General features: G+C 66.3%; 21 protein-coding genes and 1 pseudogene. 14 read left to right on the plus strand and 8 right to left on the minus strand.

The genetic code is table 11. From position 1 onward, the window contains the following. Positions 1-17 precede the first annotated feature (17 nt). Positions 18-458 carry a MerR family transcriptional regulator gene (locus CCOS191_RS13865; protein ID WP_046855708.1) on the minus strand — a complete coding sequence of 147 codons (441 nt, stop codon included), beginning with the start codon at positions 456-458 and terminating at the stop codon, positions 18-20. Between the two features lie 130 nt (positions 459-588). Between CCOS191_RS13865 and CCOS191_RS13870 the strand changes: the two genes are divergently transcribed. From CCOS191_RS13870 to CCOS191_RS13905, 8 genes are all read left to right on the plus strand, one after another. Then, positions 589-1,419, plus strand: a complete 831-nt coding sequence (locus CCOS191_RS13870; protein ID WP_046855709.1) for an alpha/beta fold hydrolase — start codon at positions 589-591, stop codon at positions 1,417-1,419. Between the two features lie 121 nt (positions 1,420-1,540). Then, the gene (locus CCOS191_RS13875) at positions 1,541-2,521 is read left to right on the plus strand and encodes a ligase-associated DNA damage response exonuclease (RefSeq protein WP_046855710.1); all 981 of its coding nucleotides are present in this window, start codon (positions 1,541-1,543) and stop codon (positions 2,519-2,521) included. 29 nt (positions 2,522-2,550) lie between these two features. After that, positions 2,551-4,206 (plus strand): ATP-dependent DNA ligase, encoded by a 1,656-nt coding sequence (locus CCOS191_RS13880; RefSeq protein ID WP_046855711.1) that lies wholly within the window; start codon positions 2,551-2,553, stop codon positions 4,204-4,206. Beyond that, positions 4,203-6,800, plus strand: a complete 2,598-nt coding sequence (locus tag CCOS191_RS13885) for a ligase-associated DNA damage response DEXH box helicase (protein WP_046855712.1) — start codon at positions 4,203-4,205, stop codon at positions 6,798-6,800. Before CCOS191_RS13880 ends, CCOS191_RS13885 begins: the two co-directional genes overlap by 4 nt. 4 nt (positions 6,801-6,804) lie before the next feature. Then, positions 6,805-7,485, plus strand: coding sequence for a ligase-associated DNA damage response endonuclease PdeM (gene pdeM / locus CCOS191_RS13890; protein ID WP_046855713.1), 681 nt, complete (start codon positions 6,805-6,807; stop codon positions 7,483-7,485). Positions 7,486-7,851: 366 nt separating this feature from the next. Beyond that, entirely contained in the window at positions 7,852-9,009 is a 1,158-nt protein-coding gene (gene cprA, locus CCOS191_RS13895) for a cationic peptide resistance protein CprA (protein WP_046855714.1), read from the plus strand. A 380-nt stretch (positions 9,010-9,389) separates the two neighbouring features. After that, positions 9,390-10,688 carry an NAD(P)/FAD-dependent oxidoreductase gene (locus CCOS191_RS13900; RefSeq protein ID WP_046855715.1) on the plus strand — a complete coding sequence of 433 codons (1,299 nt, stop codon included), beginning with the start codon at positions 9,390-9,392 and terminating at the stop codon, positions 10,686-10,688. Between the two features lie 30 nt (positions 10,689-10,718). Next, positions 10,719-11,084, plus strand: coding sequence for a cupin domain-containing protein (locus CCOS191_RS13905; RefSeq protein ID WP_046855716.1), 366 nt, complete (start codon positions 10,719-10,721; stop codon positions 11,082-11,084). Positions 11,085-11,168: 84 nt separating this feature from the next. Here CCOS191_RS13905 and feaR read toward each other — a convergent pair whose 3' ends face one another. The 5 genes and pseudogenes from feaR to CCOS191_RS13930 form a co-directional block, all read right to left on the minus strand. Next, positions 11,169-12,134: a transcriptional regulator FeaR gene (gene feaR, locus CCOS191_RS13910; protein WP_082120519.1), complete on the minus strand. Its 966-nt coding sequence runs from the start codon at positions 12,132-12,134 to the stop codon at positions 11,169-11,171. Between the two features lie 182 nt (positions 12,135-12,316). Continuing rightward, the gene (locus tag CCOS191_RS13915; protein WP_046855717.1) at positions 12,317-12,880 is read right to left on the minus strand and encodes a DUF3156 family protein; all 564 of its coding nucleotides are present in this window, start codon (positions 12,878-12,880) and stop codon (positions 12,317-12,319) included. Next, entirely contained in the window at positions 12,861-14,360 is a 1,500-nt protein-coding gene (locus tag CCOS191_RS13920; protein WP_023631204.1) for an APC family permease, read from the minus strand. The genes CCOS191_RS13915 and CCOS191_RS13920 overlap by 20 nt, the downstream gene beginning before the upstream one ends. Positions 14,361-14,795: 435 nt before the next feature. Further along, a pseudogene (locus CCOS191_RS13925) lies at positions 14,796-15,278 on the minus strand (flavin reductase family protein); the annotation flags it as partial. 75 nt (positions 15,279-15,353) lie between these two features. After that, positions 15,354-16,523, minus strand: a complete 1,170-nt coding sequence (locus CCOS191_RS13930; protein ID WP_046855719.1) for a p-hydroxyphenylacetate 3-hydroxylase oxygenase component — start codon at positions 16,521-16,523, stop codon at positions 15,354-15,356. Positions 16,524-16,766: 243 nt separating this feature from the next. Between CCOS191_RS13930 and CCOS191_RS13935 the strand changes: the two genes are divergently transcribed. From CCOS191_RS13935 to CCOS191_RS13955, 5 genes are all read left to right on the plus strand, one after another. Beyond that, on the plus strand, positions 16,767-18,254 hold the full coding sequence (locus CCOS191_RS13935) for an aldehyde dehydrogenase family protein (protein WP_046855720.1): 1,488 nt from the start codon (positions 16,767-16,769) through the stop codon (positions 18,252-18,254). A 75-nt stretch (positions 18,255-18,329) separates the two neighbouring features. After that, the gene (locus CCOS191_RS13940; RefSeq protein ID WP_046855721.1) at positions 18,330-19,148 is read left to right on the plus strand and encodes a molybdenum cofactor biosynthesis F family protein; all 819 of its coding nucleotides are present in this window, start codon (positions 18,330-18,332) and stop codon (positions 19,146-19,148) included. After that, complete coding sequence (locus tag CCOS191_RS13945; protein WP_231867434.1) at positions 19,145-19,936, plus strand: SDR family NAD(P)-dependent oxidoreductase; 792 nt, start codon at positions 19,145-19,147, stop codon at positions 19,934-19,936. Before CCOS191_RS13940 ends, CCOS191_RS13945 begins: the two co-directional genes overlap by 4 nt. Continuing rightward, entirely contained in the window at positions 19,933-20,700 is a 768-nt protein-coding gene (locus CCOS191_RS13950; protein ID WP_046855722.1) for an SDR family oxidoreductase, read from the plus strand. The genes CCOS191_RS13945 and CCOS191_RS13950 overlap by 4 nt, the downstream gene beginning before the upstream one ends. Before the next feature lie 168 nt (positions 20,701-20,868). Further along, positions 20,869-22,155 (plus strand): hypothetical protein, encoded by a 1,287-nt coding sequence (locus CCOS191_RS13955; protein ID WP_046855723.1) that lies wholly within the window; start codon positions 20,869-20,871, stop codon positions 22,153-22,155. A 350-nt stretch (positions 22,156-22,505) separates the two neighbouring features. Here the strand turns inward: CCOS191_RS13955 and CCOS191_RS13960 are convergent, their stop codons facing one another. Next, positions 22,506-23,384 carry a Dyp-type peroxidase gene (locus tag CCOS191_RS13960; RefSeq protein ID WP_046855724.1) on the minus strand — a complete coding sequence of 293 codons (879 nt, stop codon included), beginning with the start codon at positions 23,382-23,384 and terminating at the stop codon, positions 22,506-22,508. A gap of 173 nt (positions 23,385-23,557) precedes the next feature. Between CCOS191_RS13960 and CCOS191_RS13965 the strand changes: the two genes are divergently transcribed. Beyond that, on the plus strand, positions 23,558-24,448 hold the full coding sequence (locus tag CCOS191_RS13965; protein WP_046855725.1) for a bile acid:sodium symporter family protein: 891 nt from the start codon (positions 23,558-23,560) through the stop codon (positions 24,446-24,448). Positions 24,449-24,502: 54 nt separating this feature from the next. On the opposite strand, the gene CCOS191_RS27435 is transcribed toward CCOS191_RS13965, so the two are convergent. Further along, entirely contained in the window at positions 24,503-25,195 is a 693-nt protein-coding gene (locus CCOS191_RS27435; protein WP_231867435.1) for an RHS repeat-associated core domain-containing protein, read from the minus strand. Positions 25,196-25,255 lie beyond the last annotated feature (60 nt).

A 25,255-nucleotide genomic window follows, 5' to 3' on the forward strand; every position in this document is an offset into this window, starting at 1 on the left:
CTGTGGCAGCGGCGCTGCTACAGGTCCGCTCCCCGCCGCGCCTTTTCCTGGGCCATTTCCTCACGCAGCCGCTCCAGCACCCGCTGCGAATTGTCCACGCACTGCATGCCTTCGGGCTTGCTCTCGATGCCCTCGATCACCAGCAGCAGCTGCGCCTTGTTGCGTGCCAGGCGCTCCTGCAGGCGCTCGATCTCCTCGACCTTGCGCCTGAGCCCGCCCAGCAGTTCATCGTGCTGCCAGCCCTTGGCCTTGGCCGGCAGCAACCGGCGGATCTCCTCCAGCGAGAACCCGGCAGCCTGGGCGTTGGTGATCATTTCCAGCACCCATACGGCATCGGCGTCGTAGTCGCGGTAGCCATTGGCCTTGCGCTCGACCGAGCTGATCAGCCCGCTGGCCTCGTAGAAGCGGATACGCGACGGGGCCAGGCCCGTGAGTTTGGCCAGCTCTCCTATTCTCATGCGCCACCTTTGCAATTGCATTGACCTTGAAGTGCACTTTAATCCTAGAGTTGTCCGGTGGCCAGTGAACCCTCACTTGCCCGACTTCGCCGCAAAGCTCGTTCCACACCCTAGAATCAGGAGACGCGAAATGGCATACGTCACAACCCCGGAAGGACTCGAGATCTTCTACAAGGACTGGGGCCCGCGGGACGCCCAGGTGATCTTCTTCCACCACGGCTGGCCGCTCAGCGCCGACGACTGGGACGCGCAACTGCTGTTCTTCGTCGCCGAAGGCTACCGCGTGGTCGCCCATGACCGCCGTGGCCATGGCCGTTCGAGCCAGGTCTGGGATGGCCACGACATGGACCACTACGCCGACGACGTGGCGGCGGTGGTCAAGCACCTGGGGGTCGAGGGGGCGATCCATGTCGGGCACTCCACCGGCGGTGGCGAAGTGATCCACTACATGGCCCGCCATCCCGAGGACAAGGTGCCCAAGGCGGCCATCATCGCCGCCGTGCCGCCGCTGATGGTCCAGACCGCCAGAAACCCCGGCGGGCTGCCCAAGTCAGTGTTCGACGACCTGCAGGCCCAGCTCAAGGCCAACCGCGCGCAGTTCTACCACGATATACCGGCGGGACCGTTCTACGGTTACAACCGTCCCGGCGCCAAGGCAGATCAGGGCGTGATCCTCAACTGGTGGCGTCAGGGGATGATGGGCGGCGCCCAAGCACATTACGACGGCATCGTCGCGTTCTCCCAGACCGACTTCACCGAGTCGCTGAAGAAGGTGACGGTCCCGGTGCTGGTCATGCATGGCGACGACGACCAGATCGTGCCCTACGACAATTCGGGGCCACTGTCGGCCAAGTTGCTGCCCAATGGCACGCTGAAGACCTACAAGGGCTACCCCCATGGCATGCCCACCACCCACGCTGACGTGATCAACCAGGACCTGCTGGCGTTTTTTCGTAGCTGATAAAGGGTGACGCCTGGTCGGCGTCACATTTGGCGCCGGCCCATTACCCCACTGACAGGAACAATGAACCTGGCGCGCCTGCCGACGCTCTGAGCTGATAACCCCCAGGCCAAGGTGAGCCATGGAGCTGATCGTCGCGCGCCCCGAAGGGCTTTATTGCCCACCCGGTGATTTCTACATCGACCCCTGGCGGCCGGTCGACCGGGCGGTGATCACCCACGCCCACGGCGACCATGCCCGGCGCGGCAATCGCCACTACCTCGCCGCGACGCCCGGCGCCGGGATACTGCGCGCCCGCCTGGGCGAGGACATCGACCTGCAGACCCTGCCCTACGGCACGCCGCTGGAGCACCACGGCGTGACCCTGAGCTTTCACCCCGCCGGCCATGTGCTCGGCTCGGCCCAGGTGCGCCTGGCATACCGCGGCGAGGTGTGGGTCGCCTCCGGCGACTACAAGGTCGAGCCGGACGGCACCTGCGAAGCCTTCGAACCGGTGCGCTGCCACACCTTCATCAGCGAATCGACCTTCGGCCTGCCGATCTACCGTTGGCAAGCCCAGGCCTGCATCTTCTCCGGCATCGACGCCTGGTGGCGCGCCAATGCCGCCGCCGGGCGTCCGAGCGTGCTGCTCGCCTACGCCTTCGGCAAGGCCCAGCGGATTCTCCACGGCATCGACGCCAGCATCGGCCCGCTGCTGGTGCACGGCGCGGTGGAGCCGCTGAACCAGGTCTACCGCGCCGCCGGTGTGCGCCTGCCGGAAACCCTGCCCGCAACGGCGACCAGCAAGGGCGACCCATTGCTGCGCCAAGCGCTAGTCCTCGCCCCGCCCTCGGCGGGGGGCAGCACCTGGATGCGCCGCTTCGGCGACTACAGCGATGCCTTCGCCAGCGGCTGGATGCTGCTGCGCGGGGCGCGGCGTCGGCGCGGCGTCGATCGCGGCTTCGTGCTCTCCGATCACGCCGACTGGCCCGGCCTGCTCTGGGCCATCGAGCAGAGCGGCGCCGAGCGGGTGATGGTCACTCACGGCCAGGTCAACGTGCTGGTTCGCTACCTGACCGAACGCGGCCTGGATGCCCGAGCCTTCCAGACCGAATACGGCTAGGAAGACGACAGCCTGGAGCCGACCAACTGATGAGAGCCTTCGCCGAACTCTACGCCCGGCTCGATGCCACCACCTCGAGCAATGCCAAGCTTGCCGCGCTGCAAGAGTATCTGGCCGCCGCACCACCTGCCGATGCCGCCTGGGCGGTGTACTTCCTCGCCGGCGGACGCCCCCGCCAGGTGGTGCCGACCCGTGTGCTGCGCGACCTGGCGATCCGCCTGTGCGGCCTGCCCGAGTGGTTGTTCGAGGAGAGCTACCAGGCCGTCGGCGATTTCGCCGAAACCCTTTCGCTGTTGCTGCCAGAGTCCACCCAGGTCGCGGATGAAAGCCTGCAGTGGTGGCTGGAGCAACTGCTGCCGTTGCGCGGCCTGCCCCCCGAGGAACTGGCGCCGCGCTTGCAGGCGCTGTGGACGCGGCTCGACCGGCAAAGCCTGATGGTCAGCCTCAAGCTGCTCACCGGTGGATTTCGCGTCGGTGTCTCGAAGCTGCTGGTGACCCGCGCCCTGGCCGCGTTGGCCGGGGTCGACGCCAAGCGCGTGGCGCAGCGCATGGTCGGCTACACCGACCTTGCGCACCAGCCGACGCCCCAGCGCTATCTGGCGTTGATCGCCCAGGAGTCGGCCGAGGAACATGCCCAGCGCGGCGGCCAGCCCTACCCGTTCTTCCTGGCGCATCCGCTACAGGAGCCGCCCGAGCGTTTCGACGCGGTGCTCGGCCCGCCCCAGGAGTGGCTGGTGGAATGGAAGTGGGACGGCATCCGCGCCCAGCTGGTGAAACGCGATGGGCGTGCCTGGCTGTGGTCGCGGGGCGAGGAACTGATCACCGAGCGTTTTCCCGAGATTGCGCAACTCGCCGCTGCTCTGCCCGACGGCACCGTTCTCGATGGCGAGCTGGTGATCTGGAAGGCGCCACCCGACAGCGGCGAACAGGCATTTGGCGTCCAGCCGTTCGCCCTGCTGCAGCAACGCATCGGGCGCAAGACCTTGGGCAAGAAACTGCTGGACGAGTTGCCGGCGGCGCTGCTGGCCTACGACCTGCTGGAGTGGCAAGGCGAAGACTGGCGCAGCCGCAGCCAGAACCAGCGTCGAGAACAGCTCGAGACGCTGGTCGATAGCATCGGCGATGCGCACCTGCGCCTGTCGCCGCGCGTGACCGGCGACGACTGGCAGGCGCTCGCCCGCCAGCGCGAGGCCTCGCGCCAGCTGGGTGTCGAGGGCATGATGCTCAAGCGCCGTGACTCGCTGTACGGCGTGGGCCGTACCCGTGACCTGGGCCTGTGGTGGAAATGGAAGATCGATCCGTTCAGCATCGATGCGGTGTTGATCTATGCCCAGCGCGGCCATGGCCGGCGTGCCAGCCTGTACAGCGACTACACCTTCGCGGTGTGGGACGACAGTGCCCCGGGCGAGCGGGTGCTGGTGCCCTTCGCCAAGGCCTACTCCGGCCTCACCGACGAAGAGATGCGCAAGGTCGACGCCATCGTGCGCAGGACCACGGTGGACAAGTTCGGCCCGGTACGCAGCGTCACCCCGACCCTGGTGTTCGAACTGGGCTTCGAAGGTATCGCCCTGTCCAAGCGCCACAAGAGCGGCATCGCGGTGCGTTTCCCACGCATGCTGCGCTGGCGCACCGACAAGACCATCGAGCAGGCCGACACGCTGGCCACCTTGCAGGGGCTGCTGTGACGGTCAAGCGCCGCCAGCCTTCCAGCCGCTGGTTCGCCGAGCGCGGCTGGAAGCCGTTCACCTTCCAGAAGGCCGTCTGGCAAGCCGTGGCCGACGGCGAATCGGGGCTGCTGCACGCCGCCACCGGCGCCGGCAAGACCTATGCGGTGTGGTTCGCTGCGCTGGATCGTTTCGCCGGGCAGTGTGCTTCCCTGCCCACGTCAGCAGGTCGCGGCAAGCCTGCCATGGCGCCGCTGACCGTGCTGTGGATCACCCCCATGCGCGCCCTGGCCACCGACACGGCCAGGGCGCTGCAGGCCCCTCTGGATGACCTGGGGATCGCCTGGAGCATCGGCCTGCGCACCGGTGACACCGGCAGCGCCGAACGCGCCCGCCAGGCACGGCGCCTGCCCAGCGCCCTGGTCACCACACCGGAAAGCCTGACCCTGCTGCTGACCCAGGCCAATGCACGCGAGGCGTTCGCCGGCCTGCGCATGCTGGTGGTGGACGAATGGCACGAGTTGCTCGGCAACAAACGGGGCGTGCAGTTGCAACTGGCCCTCGCCCGCCTGCGCTGCTGGCAGCCGTCGCTTATGGTCTGGGCGCTTTCGGCCACGCTGGGCAACCTGGAGCATGCCCGGCAAGTGCTGATGCCGGCGGGCCGCCTGGTGCAGGGGCATGACGCCAAGGACCTGCGCATCGACACCTTGCTGCCGGCCGCCATCGAACGCTTCCCCTGGGCCGGCCATCTGGGCCTGCGCATGCTCGGGCAAGTCGTCGAACAACTGGAGGGCAGCGCCACCACGCTGGTGTTCACCAATACCCGCTCGCAGGCGGAGACCTGGTACCAGGCTCTGCTGCAGGCGCGGCCCGACTGGGCCGGGCTGCTGGCACTGCACCATGGCTCGCTGTCACGTGAGGTGCGCGACTGGGTGGAGCTGGCCTTGAAGAAAGGCCAGCTGAAGGCAGTGGTGTGCACTTCAAGCCTGGACCTGGGCGTGGACTTCCTGCCCGTGGAGCGTGTACTGCAGGTCGGTTCGGCCAAGGGGGTGGCGCGCCTGATGCAGCGCGCCGGGCGCTCCGGCCACGCCCCGGGCCGGCCCTCGCGTGCCACGCTGGTACCGACCCACAGCCTGGAGCTGCTGGAGGCGGCGGCGGCACGCAGGGCGGTGGCGCAAGGCAAGGTCGAGGCGCTCCAGGCCCCCGAGCGGCCACTGGATGTGCTGGTCCAGCACCTGGTGAGCATGGCCCTCGGCGATGGCTTTGATGCCCAGGACATGCTCGCCGAAGTGCGCAGTGCCTGGTCGTACCGCGAGCTGAGCGAGACGCAATGGGCATGGGCCCTGGCGTTCATCCGCCACGGCGGCCTCTCGCTCACGGCCTATCCCGATTTCCGCCGCGCCGAGCCGGACGCCGAAGGCCGCTGGCGGGTGCCCGACGTACGCCTGGCACGCCGTCACCGCATGAGCATCGGCACCCTGGTCAGCGATGCCAGCCTGACCGTGAAGTTCTGGGCCCGCGGCGGCAGCGGATCGCTGGGCAGCGTCGAGGAAGGCTTCATCGCCCGCCTGCGCCCAGGCGACCACTTCCTGTTCGCTGGCCGCACCCTGGAGCTTGTGGAAGTGCGTGACATGACCGTCTACGTGCGCCGCGCCAGCGACCGCAAGGCCGCGATCCCGCGCTGGAACGGCGGGCGCATGCCGCTCTCGGGCGAACTGGCCGAAGCAATGCTGGCCGAACTGGACGCGGCGGACCAGAGGGTCTACCAGGGCCCGGAAATGCGCCTGCTGCGCCCGTTGCTGGAGGTGCAGAAAGCCTGGTCGGCGCTGCCTGGCAAAAACATCCTGCTGGCCGAGACCCTGAAGTCCCGTGAGGGTTGGCACCTGTTTCTCTACCCCTTCGCCGGGCGCTCGGTGCACCTGGGCCTGGCCAGCTTGCTGGCCTGGCGCCTGGCGCGGGATACGCCGCTGAGTTTCTCCATCGCGGTCAACGACTACGGCCTGGAACTGCTGTGCGCCAGCGCCATCGACTACGCCGGTGCCCTGACCCCGGCGCTGTTCGACAGCCAAGACCTGCTGCCCGAGGTACTTGCCAGCCTCAATGCCGGCGAGTTGGCGCGTCGGCGCTTTCGCGAGATCGCCCGGATCGCCGGACTGGTGTTCACCGGCTACCCCGGCGCGCCGAAGAGCACGCGCCAGTTGCAGGCTTCCAGCGGGCTGTACTTCGATGTGTTCAGGCAGCACGACCCGGACAACCTGCTGCTGACCCAGGCCCGCCAGGAGGTGCTGAACCAGGAACTGGATGTGCAACGCCTGCGCCAGACCCTGCAGCGCTTGCAGCCTCTGCCGCTGCAACTGCGGAGCATCAGGCGCGCCACACCGTTCGCCTTTCCGCTGATGGTCGAGCGCTTTCGCGAGAGCCTCAGCTCGGAAAAACTCGCCGACCGGATCCGGCGCATGGTCAGCGACCTGGAGCAGGCCGCAGGTGCCGGGGCACAGGAGCCTGCGCCGTTGACCACGCTGATGGTCGAGGATGACACGCGCGAACCTGGCCGCGCGCGCAAGGCCAGGCGCAGCAAGGACGGCCGGCCACGCCCGGCCAGACAGCGGTCCTGAGGCCATGGCCAGCACCCTTCCTTCGCACATCACCGTACAGGTGGCCGGCACCGAACTCTGCCTGCTGGCGGAAAAAGCCCTGTGGTGGCCAGCGCGGCGGACCCTGCTGATCGCCGACCTTCATCTGGGCAAGGCCGCCGGCTACCGGGCACTGGGCCAGCCGGTGCCCAGTGGCACCACCGCCTGCAACCTGCAACGCCTGGATGCCCTGCTGCAGCACTTTGCCTGCCAGCACCTGGTATTTCTCGGCGACTTCCTGCACAGCGCCAAAGGCAGGACCCCGCAAACCCTGGCGGCCCTTGCCGAGTGGCGCACCCGCCATGCGACGCTGCCCATCACCCTGGTGCGTGGCAACCATGACCGGCATGCCGGTGATCCGCCGGCCGGGCTGGGCATCGAGGTGGTGGCCGAGCCGCTGCCGCTCGGCCCGTTCGCCCTGCACCACGAGCCCTGCACGCACCCGCAGCGGCATGTACTGGCGGGCCATGTGCATCCGGCGTACCGCCTGCGCGGCCGTGGCCGCCAACAGGTGCGCCTGCCCTGTTTCCTGGTCGGCGAGCACCTGACGTTGTTGCCGTCGTTCGGCAGCTTCACCGGCGCGATGACGCTGCAGCCGGGAACGGGTCAGCGGGTTTATGTCATCGGTGATGGAGGGATCTGGGAAGTGCCCGAACAATTGAAGTGATACGAACAATTAACCGCGTGCAAATTTAAATATATTTACACATTCGATACAGCTGCTTACACCTGCTCATAGCCCATTAAAATTGTTTCACCAAAAACCTGCATAACTGCGCCAACAGTTAATTGAAATAACCATCGCCCCGCCAGACAATGACTCGCCGCCCTGCTCTTCGCCGCTATCTGCCTGCGGGGTTCAGGGCCATGAATTCCATACAACGCGCTTGCCGACGTGATATCGGCTCGCGCCATGTTTATCAAAAACCCAATAGCTCCGGACTTGAATTAGTCGCACGAGCAAACTTTTCACGTAACTTTCACACCCATTCCAAAGAATGAAGCACTGGCAAACTACTTGCCGAGGAAACCTATGAACACCCCCGCCATTCATACGCCCACCCTCCCGAGTCCAGCCCAGGAGCGTATTCTGCTGACCGGTGCCACAGGTTTTCTCGGTGGCGCCGTCGCCGCCCAGATGATCGCCGAAGGGCTTGCCAAGGCCCTGTGCTTCCTCGTTCGCGCCGATAACCCGGCGCAGGGCCTGCAACGCCTGCGCGACAACCTCCGCCAGCATGGTGTCGACGACAGCCAGAGCCAGGCCCTGAGCGAAGCGCAGATCCTCTGCGGCGACTTCCTCGACACCGCCTGGCTGGCTCGCGAGACCCCGCGCCTGATGCAGGTCGACCGGGTGATCAACTGCGCCGCCGTGGCCTCGTTCTCGAAGAACCCCAATATCTGGCCGGTAAACGTCGAGGGCACCTACGCCTTTGCCCAGGTGCTGAGCCGCTCCAGCCGCCTCAAGCGTTTCCTCCACGTCGGCACCGCCATGTGCTGCGGCCCGCAGCGCGAATCGCCGATCAGCGAATCGTGGGAGTTCCCCGAGGCCGCGCAGCAACTGGTGGACTACACCGCCTCGAAGGCAGAGATCGAACGGCGCATGCGTGAAGAGCTGCCCAGCCTGCCGCTGGTGGTGGCGCGGCCATCCATCGTGGTCGGCCACCGCAGCCTCGGCTGCCAGGCCTCGGGCAGCATCTTCTGGGTGTTCCGCATGGGCTTCGCCCTGGAAAGCTTCACCTGCGGCCTGGACGAGCAGATCGACGTGATCCCGGTGGACTATTGCGCCGAGGCGCTGATCGGCCTGGCGCTCAAGCCACGCCTGGGTCATGACCTCTACCATATCTCCGCCGGCCATCATTCGGCCTGCACCTTCGCCGAGATCGACCAGGCCTTCGCCTTGGCCAATGGCGCGGAGCCGGTGGGCGAGCGCTATCGCAAGGTCGAGGCGGACGACCTCAAATCGCTCGCCAGCCATTTCGAAACCCGTATCGGCCCGGCCAACCCGCGGCTGGTGCTGCGCGCACTGCGCCTGTACAGCGGCTTTGCCGACCTCAACTACCTGTTCGACAACAGCCGTCTGCTGGAAGAAGGCATTGCCGTGCCGCCACGCTTCACCGACTACCTGGACGTCTGCGTGAAGTCGTCCAGCGGTGTAAGTATCGCCACGCAGATGCAGTGGGATTTCAAATAATAAGCGTCACTGGGGCTGCTACGCAGCCCATCGCCGGCAAGCCGGCTCCCACAGGGACCGCGCAATTAGTGAGGCCTGCGCTGTATTTGTGGGAGCCGGCTTGCCGGCGATGGGCCGCAAAGTGGGCCTGACTGGCATTAGCCACAGAGGTTGATTTACTTAACATATTCATGAGGCGCATGATCACCACTTCTCCTGTGGAGGTCATGCTGCCGCCGTGTGCCTACGGTGTTGGACGCGATGGACAACTTGGCAGCCTGAAGCAAAACCCTGGCAGTCCCAGGCAAGACACCTACCTGTCGTTAGGTGCTCAATACCTGTAACCGCCAGCGCTTGTGCAAGCCGTGCTGTCCAATAATTCCAACTGTCCAGGCTGCGCCATGATCAACATCGAAACGCCGACGTACTACACCGCCACCAAGAAGTACAACCTCAGCTTCCCCACCCTGGAAAGCGACATCGAAGCCGATGTCGTGGTGATCGGCGGCGGTTTCTCGGGCATCAACACCGCCCTGGAACTGGCCGAGCAAGGTATCACCAATGTCGTCGTGCTCGAGGCTCGCTACCTGGGCTTCGGCGGCACCGGGCGCAACGGCGGGCAGATCATGGCCGGCATCGGCCACGACCTGGAAAAGATCAAGAGCAGCGTGGGCGATCAAGGCCTGCGCGAGATCTTCGAGATCAGCGAGCTGGGCGCCGGCATCATCAAGGCGCGCATCGCCCGCTACCAGATCGACGCCGACTTCTGCCACGGCTACGGCTACATGGGCTTCAACGCCCGCCAGGAAAAGACCCTGCGCGCCTGGGAGAAGGACTTCAAGGCCATCAACGGCAAGGACGAGATCCGCTTTCTCGGCGGCTCGGAGGTCAGGCAGATCATCGGCTCCGACGCCTACAGCAGCGCCCTGCTGCACATGGGCGGCGGCCACGTGCATTCGCTGAACCTGCTGCTTGGCGAGGCCCAGGCCCTGGTCGGCCACGGTGCGCGGATCTTCGAGCACAGCCCGGCGCTGGAGGTGCACTACGGCGAGCGCATCACCGTGCGCACCGGGCGCGGCTCGGTCAAGGCCAGCAAGCTGCTGTGGGCCTGCGACAGCTTCCTCAACAAGCTCGAACCCGAACTGCATGCGCGCACCGTCAACACCTATGCCTTCCAGCTGATGACCGAGCCACTATCGGACGAGCTCATCCAGCGCATCAGCCCGATCCGCGGCGCCTACAGCGATATCCGCCCGGTGATCGACTACTACCGCGTCACCCGCGAGAACCGCCTGCTGTTCGGTGCCGCCACGCCGTTCGTGGAGCACATCCCCAAGGACCTCAAGGCCTGGAACCGCAACCTGATGCTGAAGATCTTCCCCTACCTCAAGGACGTGCGCATCGACCTGGCCTGGGGCGGGCCGATGGCCACCAGCGCCAACCTGTTCCCGCAGATCGGCACCCTCAGCAACCGCCCCAACGCCTTCTACGTGCAGGGCTACTCGGGCTTCGGCGTCACCCCCAGCCACATCATCTGCAAGATCCTCGCCGAAGGCATGAGCGAAGGCTCGGCCCGCTACGACCTGATCAGTTCGGTCAAGCACGCGCGCATCCTCGGCAAGGACCATATCCGCCCACTGCTGCTGACCGCCGGCAAGACCGTGCATCAGCTGTCGGGCTTCTTCAACGGCCGCCGTTGATTCCTTTTGAACAAGACCAGGAGAACCACCATGACCCTCACCGCCGTCCGCCAGGGTGTGCAGCTGTCCGAACTCGACGCCTGGGGCACCGTTGCCGACCTTGGCTCGACCATCCTCGAAGGCGAGGTCAAGTGCTACGGCAAGATGACCCACGGCGCCCCGACCGACCCGGTCAGCAGCGCCTATTTCGGCACCACCCAGGGCAAGTTCCGCATGGTCTATCCGTTCAGCGAGCAGGCGGTGATCGTGACCGGCGAGATTCAGCTGACCGATGAATCCACCGGGCAGGTGACGCGCTACAAAGCGGGTGATGCCTGGTTCGTGACCAAGGGCACGTCGGTGCTGTGGGAGGTGGTGAGCGAGACCTTTGTGAAGCATTACCTTGCGCTAGCCTGATTACATCCTCGCGACCGCTTCGCCGGCAAGCTGGCTTCCACAGGAGACGCATAACCTGTGGGAGCCGGCTTGCCGGCGATGCTTTTAGCGCCCTGCCGTCAACGCCATCGCCCTGAAATCCTTCGGCGACTGCTCGAACTGCTTCTTGAACGCTCGGCTGAAATGCGCCGAGTCGGTGAAGCCCCACTTGTAGGCGATCGAGGTGATCGACTCGCGCTTGAGGAACGGGTTGGACAGATCATCGGCGCTGCGCTTGAGCCGCGAGCGCTGGATGTAGCGGCACACGCTGTCACCCTCCTCCTCGAACAACCGGTACAGGTGGCGCACCGAAATGCTCAGGCGCTCGGCCAGGTTCGCCGGGGTCAACCCGGGCTGGCCCAGCGACTCGTCGATGACCTTCTGCACATAGCCGCGCAGGCTGACACCGCCGAGCCCGGCCAGCGAGCCGGGGTTGTCATCACCGTGCTCGAAGCCCGGCTCCAGCAGGGCGATGAACGCGGCCTGCAACGCCTCACCCTGGGTTGCCCCGGCCTCGTCGCCTTCACGGCACAGCTGGTCCATAAGCAGATGCAGCATGCGCCCGCAGGCGTTGGTCGAGGAGATCTTGCCGAAGGTCGTGCCCTGCTTCGCAAGATGTTTGCGCACCTGCTCGCGGGACAGTGACAGCGAAACATGCTCGATCAGGCCAAAAGGGGTGATCTCGCACGGCCCCACCGAGTCCATCAGCAGCAGCTCGCCCGGCGACAGTTGGATGCTCACGCCCTCCTGGGTGATCTGTGAATAGCCCATGCGCTGGCTGACCAGGAAGCAATGCTGGTCGTCGTCGCGGTCGGGGTTGTCGCCCAGGCGGCGGATATTGCCGGCATTGGTGCGCAGATTGGCCAGGGCCAGGCCGGCGCGGTTGTAGGTCGATATTTCGCCGATGAACAGCGAGCGGTTGAAGGCAAGTTCGGTCTGGAACTGGCCGCAGACTTTCTGCATGGCCGTCGTCCAGCGCTCCAGGCCGTCCTGGGCCGGGCTTGCGCTGTGCACTGAAGCGGGCTGGGGCATGGGCATGGCGACCTCCACAGCAACGGTTGTTGTTATGGAGCAATTGTTAACATGTTATCAATGAACGTACAACTGTCATCTCTTGTAGGAGCGGCTTCAGCCGCGATGCAGGTGTCGCGGTGCCTGGCACCCGCTTTGCGGGTGATCGCGGCTAAAGCCGCTCCTACAGAGAGGAGTTGGATTCAGAGATCACGCAGGGCGTACGCCAACCCGTCGAACGCCAGCCAGAGATGGTGGCGCTGTTCAGTTGTGAGGGGGATGTAGCGACGCAAGGCGGGCATCCGGTTGACCACTTCGCTAGCACCCATGTGCTCCAGGGTCACCTGCCACTGACCGTTACTGCAGTCGATGGCCAGGCGCTTGAAGTCCAAGGGCATCAGGGCGGCCTGCACTGCAGCCAGGCGAGCTTTGAGCGCCTCGAACAATAGCGGGTCACCGCCGCGCAGGCGGCAACCCAGCCCGCTGCGCCGCAACATGCCGGTGTGGTGTAGTTCGGCGCGCAGCGTGCCCTGGCCACTGGCTGGCACGCGCAGGATGAACTCGCACATCACCAGGTGCATCAGCAGGTGGCTTTCGGTGCGCTCACGCACCTCGATACGCGGACCATCCTCGCGGTAGGTAAAGGATGCTGCGGATTGCAAATCCGCCAATCCGAGGTTGCGCTCCAGACGCGCCAGGGTCGCCCCGGGCCGATACCCGGCCGGAGCACATGGCCCGGTCAGGCGCTCAAGCCAGCTTGCCGACATGGCGCACCTGCTCGCTATGAGGCTGACCGGGCTCGGCGGCGAACTCCTTCTCCAGCACATCCTCGACCCTGGCCGGCCGGAACGGGTTGACCTTCTGCACGCACAACGTCCAGAACAGCGCGTAGACGGCGGTGGCGCCAAGCATCACGGCGAACGGCACATAGACATCGGCCGGGTTCATGCCCGGCGGGGTGATGAACCACATGCCCAGCAGGATGCCGATGCTGGAGACGATCTGCGGCAGCGGGAACAGCGGCGAGCGATAGGCCCGCGGCAGGTCCGGGCGACGGATGCGCAGGATCACCACCGACAGGGTCACCAGCAGGTACGCGGTGCTCCATGCACATACCGCCGCCAGCACCAGGTGCAGGATGTTGTCGGTGTTGCCACCCAGGTACCAGGCATGCAGACAGGGGATCAGCGCCACCACCAGGATGCACAGCAGCGGGGTCTTGAAGCGCGGGTGCAGATAGGTGAACACCTTGGGCAATGCCCCATCCACCGCCATGCCGTAGAGAATCCGCGGCACCCCGGCCATCAGCGTGTTGATGGTGGCGGCGCCGGCGAAGAGGAAGCCGATGCCCAGCCACACCGGGCCGATATCGCCCATCACCTGCTCGGCGAAACGCGGGATGGCCATGGGGGTGTCCAGCAGGTGCACGCCGCTGGCGGCATCGAGCACCACGTTTTCCACCTGCCGCTTCATCGCCGCGCCGTAGATGAACATGCAACTGGCCACGCCGAACAACCCCAGCGCCATGGCCTTGGGCATCACCCAGGCCGAACGGCGCAATTCCGGAGCCAAGGGAGTGACGAACTCGCAACCGACGAACATGAACATGGCCATGCCCACCAGCGACAGGATGGTCATCAGGTCGGTGCCGACCAGCGACACGCCGAACGGCCCTTCCAGCTCGACGGCGGGCGCTGCGATCAGGCCGAGCACGCCGAACACCATCAGCGTGGTCCACATGCCGAAGGTCAGTACCACCTCGGCGCGGCCGAAGGCGCTCACGCCAAAGGCGTTGAGCACGCCGAACACCAGCACGAAGCCCACCCCCAGCAGCCAGGAGCCGCCGGCCGATTCGGCCAGGGTATTGAGGTGCTCGAAGTTCACCAGGGCCATGACCCCGGAGAGGATGGTCTCGGCGGTGCCAGCGAACACATGCACGATCAGGTACGCCGACAGGGTGCCGGTGATGGCGAAGAAGCGGCCCAGGCCGCAGTTGATGTAGTCGTAGACGGAGCCGGTGGTGGGCAGGATCGCCGCCGCCTCGGCGAAGGTGGTCGATTGCGCCAGCATCATCACTGCGGCGATCAGCATGGCCACGGCGAAGGCGCTGCCGCCGATACCGAAGCCCATGGTCGCGGTGAGGATTACCGGGCTGGCCATGATCAGGCCGACGGTGCTGGCCAGCGCGGTGGGGAAGCCGACGCTGCCGCGGTTCAAGTGCTCGGTGAGCTTATTATTGGTTGTCATGGGTGGGCCCTGGGTGGACGAGAGAAAGATGACCGCTTACCCGGCGCGCCGCAAGTGCTGGCGTGCGCCGGGTCTGCCCCGTCACTTTGCGGCCTTAACCCAGGCAGGTCTTGCCACTGCCTGCCGCTGACCTTGATCCGTGTTGCCAGGTGCCAGGCGATAGCCTTGCAGCGCTCTTGAGATCGAGCGCCGCCCGCGCGGCGCATCGCGGATGAATCCGCTCCTACATCTGTTGCAACGTGGCCATGCCTGATAGGCCATGGTTGTAAGCCTTGTGCGCTCGACGCGATTTTTCGGGGGCAAGGCTGGCAACCATGGTCTGACAGGTTCGGTACGTTGCAAAAAATGTAGGAGCGGATTCATCCGCGATGCGCCGCGCGGGCGGCGCTCGATCCGACAGACGCCGCAATACTTGCGTCAAACACCTTGAAAGGCATGCGGCAGGACCCTGGAATAGGCGCCTTGGTGATAGAGCAGCGGCGCCCCCCCGAGGTCGTCGAAGGCTAGCACCCGGCCAATGAGAATCCAGTGATCACCGCCATCGATCTGCTGGAACTTTTCGCAGCGAAAACGCGCCGAGCAACCTGGCAACAAGGGCGCGCCGCCCTCGCCGGTCTCGTGCTCGATACCGGCGAAGCGGTCTTCGCTGGGGCGGGCGAAGGTGTTGGACAGGTCGACCTGGTCGGCCGCCAGCACATTCACGGCAAAGTGCCCGGCAGCCTCGAACACCGCATGGCTGCTGGAGCGCTTGTCGATGCTCCAGAGCACCAGCGGCGGCTCGAGAGACACCGAGTTGAAGCTGTTGGCGGTGACCCCGACCTTGCGCCCCGAGGGGTCGCTGGCGGTGATCACGGTTACACCGGTGGCGAAGTTGCCCAGGGCGCGGCGAAAGGCACGGCTATCGAAGGGAATGGACATGCAAGGCTCCATCATGGTTGTTGGACTGGGCTGGGTCGCACCCACAGTGCTCCAGCCATGTTCATCGGTTGCAGCTCAGGTCATCGCCGGATCCGGCTCCAGCCCCATCAGCTCGCGGCCAAGGATCTGCGCGCAGACGTCATAGTCGGTATAGGCATGCGCCCCGGTCATGTGCGCATCGCGGAACAACCGCTGCAGCTCGTTACCCTCAAACCAGGCGCCACCACCGGCCGCCTCCATCAGCCGATCCACGGCCTGGATGCACAGCTTGACCGCGTAGCCCTGGTTGGTGCGCCAGTAGGCCAGCTCCGTGCGCGTCGGGTACTGACGGCGGGCGCTGTACTCGGCGATCTGCTCCCAGCTTTTTTCCAGCAGCGCCCGCGCCGCAGCCACCTGGTGGGTGGACTCGGCCAGGCGCATCAGCGCCGGGGTGGCCGCGCCGACGGCGGCGCCGGTATAGGCGCGCACTCGATTGCGGGTCTTGTTCCTGAAGACCTCGAGCATGCGCTCGGCGATGCCCAGGCTGACCGTGGAGAAGCCGCTGGCGAAGTACGGTCGGTACGGGTTGAAGTAGATCGCACTGTCCGGGTACAGCCCAAAGCCCGCCGACTGACCCTCCATCATGTCCCGGGCCTTCTGGATGCGGTGTTCGGGCACGAAGGCGCGCTCGACGATCAGCGTGCGGCTGCCACTGGCGCGCATGCCGGCGGCAAACCAGTCGTCGCGGATCTGGTAGTCGCTGCGCGGCAGCACGGCGAAGCAGTAGTCCTGGCCGCCTTCAGGGTTGCTCCGGCGAAAGCCCATGATCGCCCACTCGGCGTGGTCGCAGCCGCTGCTCCAGCCCATCTCGCCACTGAACAGCACGCCGCCCTCGGCTTCCTCGGTACGCCCGAACGGGGCGATGCTGCTACTGGCGGTGGCGTCCGGATCGTTGCCCCAGATCTCGTCCTGCAGGCGTGCCGGGAACATCGCCAGCTGGTGGCTGTGGGTGCACAGCAGGCTCATTGCCCAGGCAGTGCTGGCACAGGCGCCGGCCAGCACGGCGATGCATTCGGCGAACTGCGGCAGGCTGATTTCCAGGCCGCCGTAATGTCTGGGCAGGAATGCCTTGTGCAGGCCGATGGCCTTGAGCGCGGCGATGTTTTCGGCGGGCACGCTGCGCTCGCGCTCGGCCTGGTCGGCGCGGGCGGCAATGGCCGGCAACAGGGGCTTGAGGTCTTCGAGCAGGGAGTTTGGCTTTTTCATGGTCTGGCTCATTGTTATTGGACCCTGGCGAACGGTGCCTGGAAGCGGGCGTTCGCTGATGAATGCCGGGTCAGTATGGGAGCCGTGGGCAGGCCGGAAAATGCAACTTCCGCACCTCGGATTGCACTTTTCATGGGCCTGGCAGGCTAGGTCATGGTGGCTGGCATGGGCAGACAAGAACGCCGGTTTGCCGCGCTCTAACCTGCGCAAATCGGGCCGCTGTGGCCCATCCGGAGCCCTGTCATGAGCGATATCCCCCTCCTCCCCAGCGTCAGCGCCTTCCTCGCCCGTGACCACGGCCTGTACATCCACGGCGCAACGGTGCCCAGCCAATCCAGCGCCCGCATCACCGTGCACAACCCGGCCAACGGCGAAGCCATCGCCCAGGTCGCCGACGCCAACCTGGCCGATGTCGAGCGCGCCGTCGAGTCGTCCCGTCAGGGATTTGCCAGCTGGTCGCGCACCAGCCCTGCCGCGCGCGCTGCGGTGCTGTTGCGCCTGGCCGACCTGCTGGAGGCCAACCGCGAGGAGTTGGCGCAACTGGAGACCCTGCAATCGGGCAAGCTGATCGGCATCGCCCGCGCCTTCGAGGTGGAACAGGCCGCGCACTTCCTGCGCTATTACGCCGGCTGGGCGACCAAGATCACCGGCCAGACCATCACCCCGTCGCTGCCCTCCTTCGCCGGCGAGCGCTACAGCGCCTTTACCCTGCGCGAGCCGGTGGGTGTGGTGGTGGGCATCGTGCCGTGGAACTTCGCCACCATGATCGCCCTGTGGAAACTGGCCTCGGCCCTGACCACCGGCTGCAGCATCGTGCTCAAGCCCAGCGAGTTCACACCGCTGACCCTGCTGCGCATCGCCGAACTGGCCAGCGAGGCCGGCCTGCCTCCGGGCGCCCTCAACGTGCTGACCGGCGGTGGCCAGGTGGGCAAGGCGCTGGTCGAGCACCCCGGCACCGACAAGGTGTCGTTCACCGGTTCGGTGCCCACCGGCATCGCCGTCGGCCAGGCGGCCATGGGCGCCAGGCTGACCCGGGCGACCCTGGAGCTGGGCGGCAAGAACGCCGTGGCGTTCCTGCCCGATGTCGCCGTCGACAAGGCGGTGGACGGCATCATCGAGGCCGGTTTCCTGCATTCCGGACAGATCTGCGCCGCCGGCGAGCGCTTCTACGTGCATCGCTCACGCCTTGACCCGTTGCTCGACGCGCTGTCCCAACGCCTGAGCCAGCTGAAGATCGGCTCGCCCCTGGATGAAACCACCCAGTTCGGCCCTGTAGCCAACAAACCGCACCAGCAGAAGCTCGGCGAGCTGTTCGCCACCGCCCGCGCCGAAGGTAACCGCATCGTCCATGGCGGCCGCCTCGGCGAAGGCCCGGGCTGCTTCGTCGAGCCCACTGTCATTCTCGCCAACAGCGCGGGCGACACCCTGCTCAACCAGGAAACCTTCGGCCCGGTGGCGACCTTCCTGCCCTATGACCACGAGGACGAACTGATCCACCTGATGAACGCCTCGCCCTACGGCCTGAGCGCGAGCCTGTGGACCAACGACCTGGGCAAGGCCATGCGCCTGATCCCGGAAATCCAGGCCGGCACCCTGTGGGTCAACATGCACACCCTGCTCGACCCGGCGGTGCCGTTCGGCGGCATCAAGGCGTCCGGCACCGGCCGCGAGTTCGGCTCAGCCTTCATCGACGACTTCACCGAACTGAAGTCGGTGATGATCCGCTACTGACCATGACCAGCGCTAATCACGACCTGGGCCACTCGCATAAATGGCGGGCGGCATCCCAACACAGGAGTCAACGACATGCCGAAGCAAACCGACTGGATCACCGTGGGCGCCCTCGCCGAAGGCTTCGCACCCGAGGCCTTCATCCTGCCGCAACTGGCCGACCTGTCCGGGCGGTCGCTCACCCTGCACTTCGCCAATGGCTGGATCATCGAGCACCGCTTCGACAGCGAGCGCCTGCACTGGCACGCGGCGGACGGCCACAGCAGCGGCAGCGCGGGGTATCGGGCCACCTCCGTGCGCCACGGTATCTACCTGGTCGACTTCATCAAGCACGAGGCCGGCCAGGCCTGGTCGGTGTCGCTGGTGCTCGACACCCTGGCGCAGGCCTTCACCGCCGTGCTCGGCCGCCTGCCCGACCAGGCCCGCACCCAGCGCGGCCTGTACGCCCTGGCCCTGGCCGGCGAAGCACTGACCGGCGTCGAAGCCAGCTTCCTGCACGGCAGCGTCGACCGCCCCTGGCAGGCCGGCGCCTGCCCCCATGCGCCGACCACCGAGCTGGTCGGCCTGCGTAACCACTACCGCTACAGCCCCACCGAGGAGTACGAGCACATCTACCTCAACGCCAACTACTACAGCTGGCAGTGCCTCAAGGGTGTCGAACAGGGGCTGTGCGACACCGACCGGGCGTACTACTACAAAATCGCCGAGCAGCTGTACCTGTTCGTCTGGTGCGAGAAGATCGTGCCCACCCTGGGCCTGGTGATGATCGACCTGGCGCGGCACCGCAGCGACGGCAAGATCTTCGGCTACCAGGGCGGCGGCTTCGATGCGCTGGCCAACTTCCCGGTATCGTCCCACTGCCGGGTGCTCAACCGCACGGAGCATGCGCAGTGAGCCGCAGCGTGCTGGTCACCGGGGCCGGCAGCGGCATCGGTGAAGCCAGCGTTCTGCGCCTGGCCCGCCAGGGCTGGCAGGTGGCACTGGTGGGCCGCCGCCGTGAGGCACTGGAACGCGTCGCGCAGCAGTGCGATGGCCTGGTGCTGGCCGGCGATGCCGCGGACAGTGGCAACTGGGTGGGGTTCATCGAGCAGGTACGCGCGCGCTTCGGCGGCCTCGATGCGGTGATCGCCTGCGCCGGCGGCCATGGCCTGGGCGCGGCCGAGCAGACCAGCGACAGCGCCTGGCGCGAGGCTCTGCGCAGCAACCTCGACAGCGCCTTCCACACTGCCCGGGCATGCCTGCCGTTGCTGCGCGAGCGGCGTGGCAGCCTGGTGCTGCTGGGCTCCATCGCCGCGCTGGCGGCCGGGCCCGAGGTGTGCGGCTACACCACCGCCAAGCATGCGCTGGTCGGCCTGACCCGCTCGCTGGCCCGCGACTACGGACCGTTCGGCGTGCGGGTCAACTGCGTCTGCCCGGGCTGGGTGCGCACGCCCATGGCGGATAAGGAGATGCAGGCGTTGATGGACCACCACCAGGAGGACCTTGATGCCGCCTACCGCCGGGTCACCGCCGACGTACCGCTGCGCCGCCCGGCCAGCAGTGATGAAATAGCCGCCGTGTGCCAGTTCCTGGTCGGCGCCGAGGCCAGCATCGTCACCGGGGCGGTGATCGCCGCCGACGGCGGGTCGACCGTGGTCGACCTGCCGACCCTGGCCTTTACCCACCTGGAGCCGTCGGCATGAACGCGCGCTACGACTTCGAGGGTCGCACCGTACTGGTCACCGGCGCGGCGGGCGGGATCGGCCAGGCCATCGTCGAGGGTTTCGCCCGGGGCGGTGCCCAGGTGATGGCCGTGGATCTCGATTCGCCAGCACTTGAACACCTGATGGAGGCACAACGGGTCCTGGGTCACGACGTGCGGGGGGAAACGCTGGACCTGGCCGACCCCGTTGCGATCGACACCTTGCTAGCCAAGCTGGAACGCCTGGATGTGCTGGTGCACAACGCCGCGTACTTCCCGCTCACCACGTTCGCCGAGATCGACCCGGCGCTGCTGCAACGGACCCTGGCGGTGAACCTGGGGGCGTTGTTCTGGCTCACCCAAGGTGCCTTGCCGCTGTTCCGCCGCCAGGGTGGCGGATGCGTGCTGGCTACCTCCTCGGTGACCGGCCCGCGGGTGGCCTATCCGGGCCTGAGCCATTACGCCGCGTCCAAGGCCGGGGTCAACGGCTTCATCCGCAACGCCGCACTGGAACTGGCGCAGTTCAATGTACGGGTCAACGGCGTGGAACCGGGGATGGTGCGCACCCCGGCCATGGGCAACCTCGGCGATACCGGGCTGAACGCCCGGATCGCCGCGGGCGTGCCCTTGGGGCGACTGGGGGAACCCGCCGATATCGCTGCCGCGATGCTGTTCCTGGCCTCCGACGCCGCCCGCTACATCACCGGCCAGACCCTTGTGGTCGACGGCGGCGCCACCCTGCCGGAGACCGCCGCGAGCCTGTGATGGCGGCGACATGCAAGAACGCTGGCAGCCACGGGCAAGACCACCGCCAGCGTTCCACGCGCTAATAGCCCGTCGCCTTTCGACACTGCCTCCACAACAACGCGGCACTCAAGACCGCACACAAAAAACGAGGATCGATCCATGCGTCTCACTCCACGTCGCACCGCAATGGCCACGGCACTGACCCTGCTGGTCCATGGCCAGGCCAGCCCGGCCTACGAGCTGTACACCGACGACGACAGCCACCTGAACGCCGATCTGCTCGCGGTCTGGGGCATGTTCAACAGCCGCCACAACTACGATGGCACCCCCGGCGGCTCGACCTGGCGCGAAGGTTTCATCAAGTACGGCCTGAGCGGCGACCAGGGCCTGGCCGGCAACGGCAGCCTGTATGGCGCCCTCAACTGGGTCAGCTCAGGCGCCTGGGGCGACGGCGACGCCGGCGGCAACCAGGACGGCTCCGAACGCACCACCAAGATCGAGGATGCCTACCTGGGCTGGCGCTCGGGCGACCTGTTCCCGTTGCTGGGCAAGGATGGCGTGGACCTGTCCGGCGGCCGCCAGGTGATCCGCCTGGGCAGCGGCTTCCTGATCAACGACGACGGCCCCAACCTGGGCAAGGGCCCGGCCGACGGCCAGCTCAACCGTGGTGGCGGCTTCTATCTGGGCGCGCGCCACGCCTTCGACCGCACCGCAGTGCTGCGCCTGGGCGGCCAGGAGGGGCTGCATGGCAGTGTGCTGTGGCTCAAGTCCGACAACCGCGCCCAGGCCGAAACTGAGCTGGCGGCCGGCACCCTGGACTACACCCATGACCTGGGTACCCTGGGCTTGACCTATATCCACGGCATCGACGTGACCGACCAGTGGGCCAGCGAGTTCCAGAAGGCCCGCGAAGGCATGGATGTATACAGCGTGCGGGGTGAAGGCAGTGCGGGCCTGGCGAACACCCGGCTGGCCTTCGAATATGCCTGGCAGGACAAGCGCGGCGGGCATGAGACGGCCTGGTACGGCGAAGCGGCCTACACCTTCGCCGACACCCCTTGGGCGCCGCAGCTGACCTACCGCTACACCCGCTACTCCGCAGGCTGGGACCTGCTGTTCACAGGGCTTTCCAGCGGCTATGGCACCTGGATCCAGGGCGAGGTCGCCGGCAACTACGCCGGGCCGTTCAACACCAACAGCGGCATCCACCATGTCGGCCTGAAGGCCACGCCACGGGACAATCTGACCCTCGGCGCGCTGTTCTTCGACTTCGACACGGTGCGTAGCCGCGACACCTTGAACCTCGATGCGCAGGAGCTGGACCTGTATGTGGAATGGGCGGTCAACGAGCACCTGATCGTCACCCCGCTGCTGGGGCTGTTCAAGCCGCGCAAGGATGAAAGCAACGGCGGCAACCAGGTGGGCAGCGGGACCAACGTCTACAGCCAGCTGACGGTGGCGGTGCCGTTCTGAAGGGCAGCCCTTTCGAGGTGTACAACGTTGGTGTTGCAGCGCCTATCAGATCCAGCGCCGCCCGCGCGGCGCATCGCGGATGAATCCGCTCCTACATTCGTTGCAACGTACCGAACCTGTCAGGCCATGGTTGCCTGCCTTGGCGCAGGGCTTGAGGCAGGTGGGGCGGCTGCAATGCCCGCCGAAAAATCGCGTCGAGCGCACAAGGCTGACAACCATGGCCTATCAGGCATGGCCACGTTGCAACAGATGTAGGAGCGGATTCATCCGCGATGCGCCGCGTGGGCGGCGCTCGGTCGCATAGGCGCTGCAGGGTTTGCGGCGGACACCTGGTCGCACCCCAGGATCCATCAGCCCAGCAACAGACGCAGGTCTGCGCCCTGCTCACCCAACGGCGGGCACCAGTAATAGCCGCCGCTCAACGGCCGGCTGAAGCGGTACAGGCCATCGACCACGCCATCCTCCAGCCCGCTCATGCGCCGCAGTTGCACCTCGAAGGCGTCCAGCGAGAAGCCCAGGGCGACGAACGCCAGGCCCGCGCCGCGCTCATCGGTCCAGGCCACCGAGCGTCGCACCACGAACGCCTCGGGCGCGAAGCTCTCCTGGGCAGTGCGCTTGACGTGGGCCGACTCGGGCGCGTCGTCGAGCTCTTCGTTGTCGCTCAGGCGGCGACCGATGATGTTGTCCTGCTCGGCCTGGGGCAGCGACTTGAAGTAGCCCAGGTCGTGCTTCCACAGCTGGAAGGCGGCGAAGCTCGAACCCGACAGGCCGGGGATGTCGCCCGGCACGATGGCGGCGGCAACGGCGTCTGCGTCCACCGGGTTCTCGGTACCATCTTCGTAGCCGGTCAGGTCATGGCCGCCGCGGTGCAGGAAGCCGTCGACGCTGTCGACCAGGCGCAGGGCCGGCGCCAGCGCCTGCTGCAAGGCCTGGGCGCGCAGGAACAGTTCGCCGCGCTCGGCACCGCGCAGCCACAACCACAGGGCGTGCTGGGTCGCCGGGTTCTCCACCACCGCGTCCAGTTGCGGGAAACTGCGCAGGCCCGGCACCTCGCGGCCCAGGGCCTTGGCCAGCGGCGCGCCGACGGCCAGGATCAGGCTGTGGCCATCGACCTGCGGCAACAGCTGGTCCAGCGCGGCGGGCAACGCCTCCAGCGAATCGAGGGCAAAGAACAGGTGACGGGCGTGGGCCGGCACCGGGGTGGCAAGCAGACCTTGCTGGAACGGCATGACGGGCTAATCCTCGGCAAAAGCGCGAATGCTACTGCCACAGGCCCGGCATCGCAACGCGACATGGCGTCATCAGGCCAGTAACAAACGGTTACCAAGATCGTCCAGATACGATTAGCTATCATTGCGCACCCACCTACACTCCTCGGGATCCTTCGCCCGAGAGACCGCCCATGACCGCCTCCCCCTTGCTCACCGCCCTCCTGCCGCTGGCCCTGGGCATCATCATGCTCGGCCTGGGCCTGTCGCTGACCCTCGCCGACTTCGCCCGGGTGGTGAAGTACCCCAAGCCGGTGGTGATCGGCCTGGCCTGCCAGATCCTGCTGCTGCCACTGGTGTGCTTCCTGATCGCCAACGGCTTTGGCCTCGAGTCGGCATTGGCGGTGGGCCTGATGCTGCTGGCCGCCTCGCCCGGCGGCACCACGGCCAACCTGTTCAGCCACCTGGCCCACGGCGACGTGGCGCTGAACATCACCCTCACCGCGGTCAACTCGCTGATCGCCATCCTCACCATGCCGCTGCTGGTGAACCTGTCGCTGATGTGGTTCATGGCATCGGACCAGGCCATCCCCCTGCAATTTGCCAAGGTCATGCAGGTGTTCGCCATCGTCCTGCTGCCGGTGGCGCTGGGCATGCTGGTCCGTCACTGGGCGCCGCGCTTCGCCGCGCGCATGCAGAAGCCGATGAAGATCGTCGCGGCGCTGTTCCTGGCTTTCACCATCGTCCTGGCCCTGGCCAAGGACTGGCAGACCGTGGTCGAGTACGCGCCGATCGTCGGTGGCGCGGCGTTGCTGTTCAACCTGCTCAGCCTTGGCGTGGGTTACTGGGTGCCACGCCTGTTGAACATCCCGAAACGCCAGGCGATCGCCATCGGCATGGAGATCGGCATCCACAACGGCACCCTGGCCATCGCGCTGGCCCTGAGCCCGTCGCTGCTGAACAACGCGACCATGGCGGTGCCGGCGGCGATCTACAGCCTGATCATGTTCTTCACCGCGGCAGGGTTCGGCTGGTGGGTCAGCCGCGGGCAAGCACTGGAGAACGTGGCAGAGCAGCCATCGTGATTGGGGCGCTGGCCATCTGGCCTTCTGCAACTGTAAGGCGGCGTGCTTTCCGTTTTATGCACTGTCGCCACGTAGCTCGTCGCGTCTGCCTGACAGCGGCTGGCCGTCAGCCGGGCCACCAGGTGCACCGGCCTGGGTGGCGGCAGGCACGGAAGTGGCCGTCACCTGGTCGGGCACGGACGGTGTTGGGCGCAGCCAGTCATATACCCAATAGACGGGAGCAAGAGGCCCGTACTTGATTGCCATCTTGCCGGTTTGCTTGGCTACAGCCCACCGGTTTGACCAAGTCGGGTTTTTGAGCAGCTTTACAAACAGTTTTGCAAAGGTGGTGGCATCCTCGACCAGCGCCAGTTTTTTGCGTACGGATTTCTTTACTAACTGCCATCTAGTCGCAGTCGCGGCACGCCTTCTAAAAGGCACATGCCCCGAAGGGTCGACGCTGTTGATCGGGTCACCCGCACAGTAAGCATAGGCGTTCAAGCCACCCTCACCAAACGGGCTCAAGCCGTCTGGCGACGTGAAGCGCAGCAGTACTGGACTGTATGCCCGATAGCCATTACCCAGCAGATAGTTGCCGGACAACTTCTCTGGGACCTCGCCATTGAAGCGCAGGAACGGACTGACCGGCCGAGCCCCGGAATCATGGCCGTGCACGGTATAGGCCAGCACCGACTGGCCTGTTTCACCTTGGGCGCGCAGCACCGAGCCATGGGCATCCGTGTACAGCAATCGAGTCGAGTGGGGCACGGCCTGTCCTCTGCCGGAAAGCCACAGCGTCCTGCTTCTTGCGACCCACCACAACTGACA

Source organism: Pseudomonas sp. CCOS 191 (assembly GCF_001007005.1).
GTDB lineage: Bacteria > Pseudomonadota > Gammaproteobacteria > Pseudomonadales > Pseudomonadaceae > Aquipseudomonas > Aquipseudomonas soli.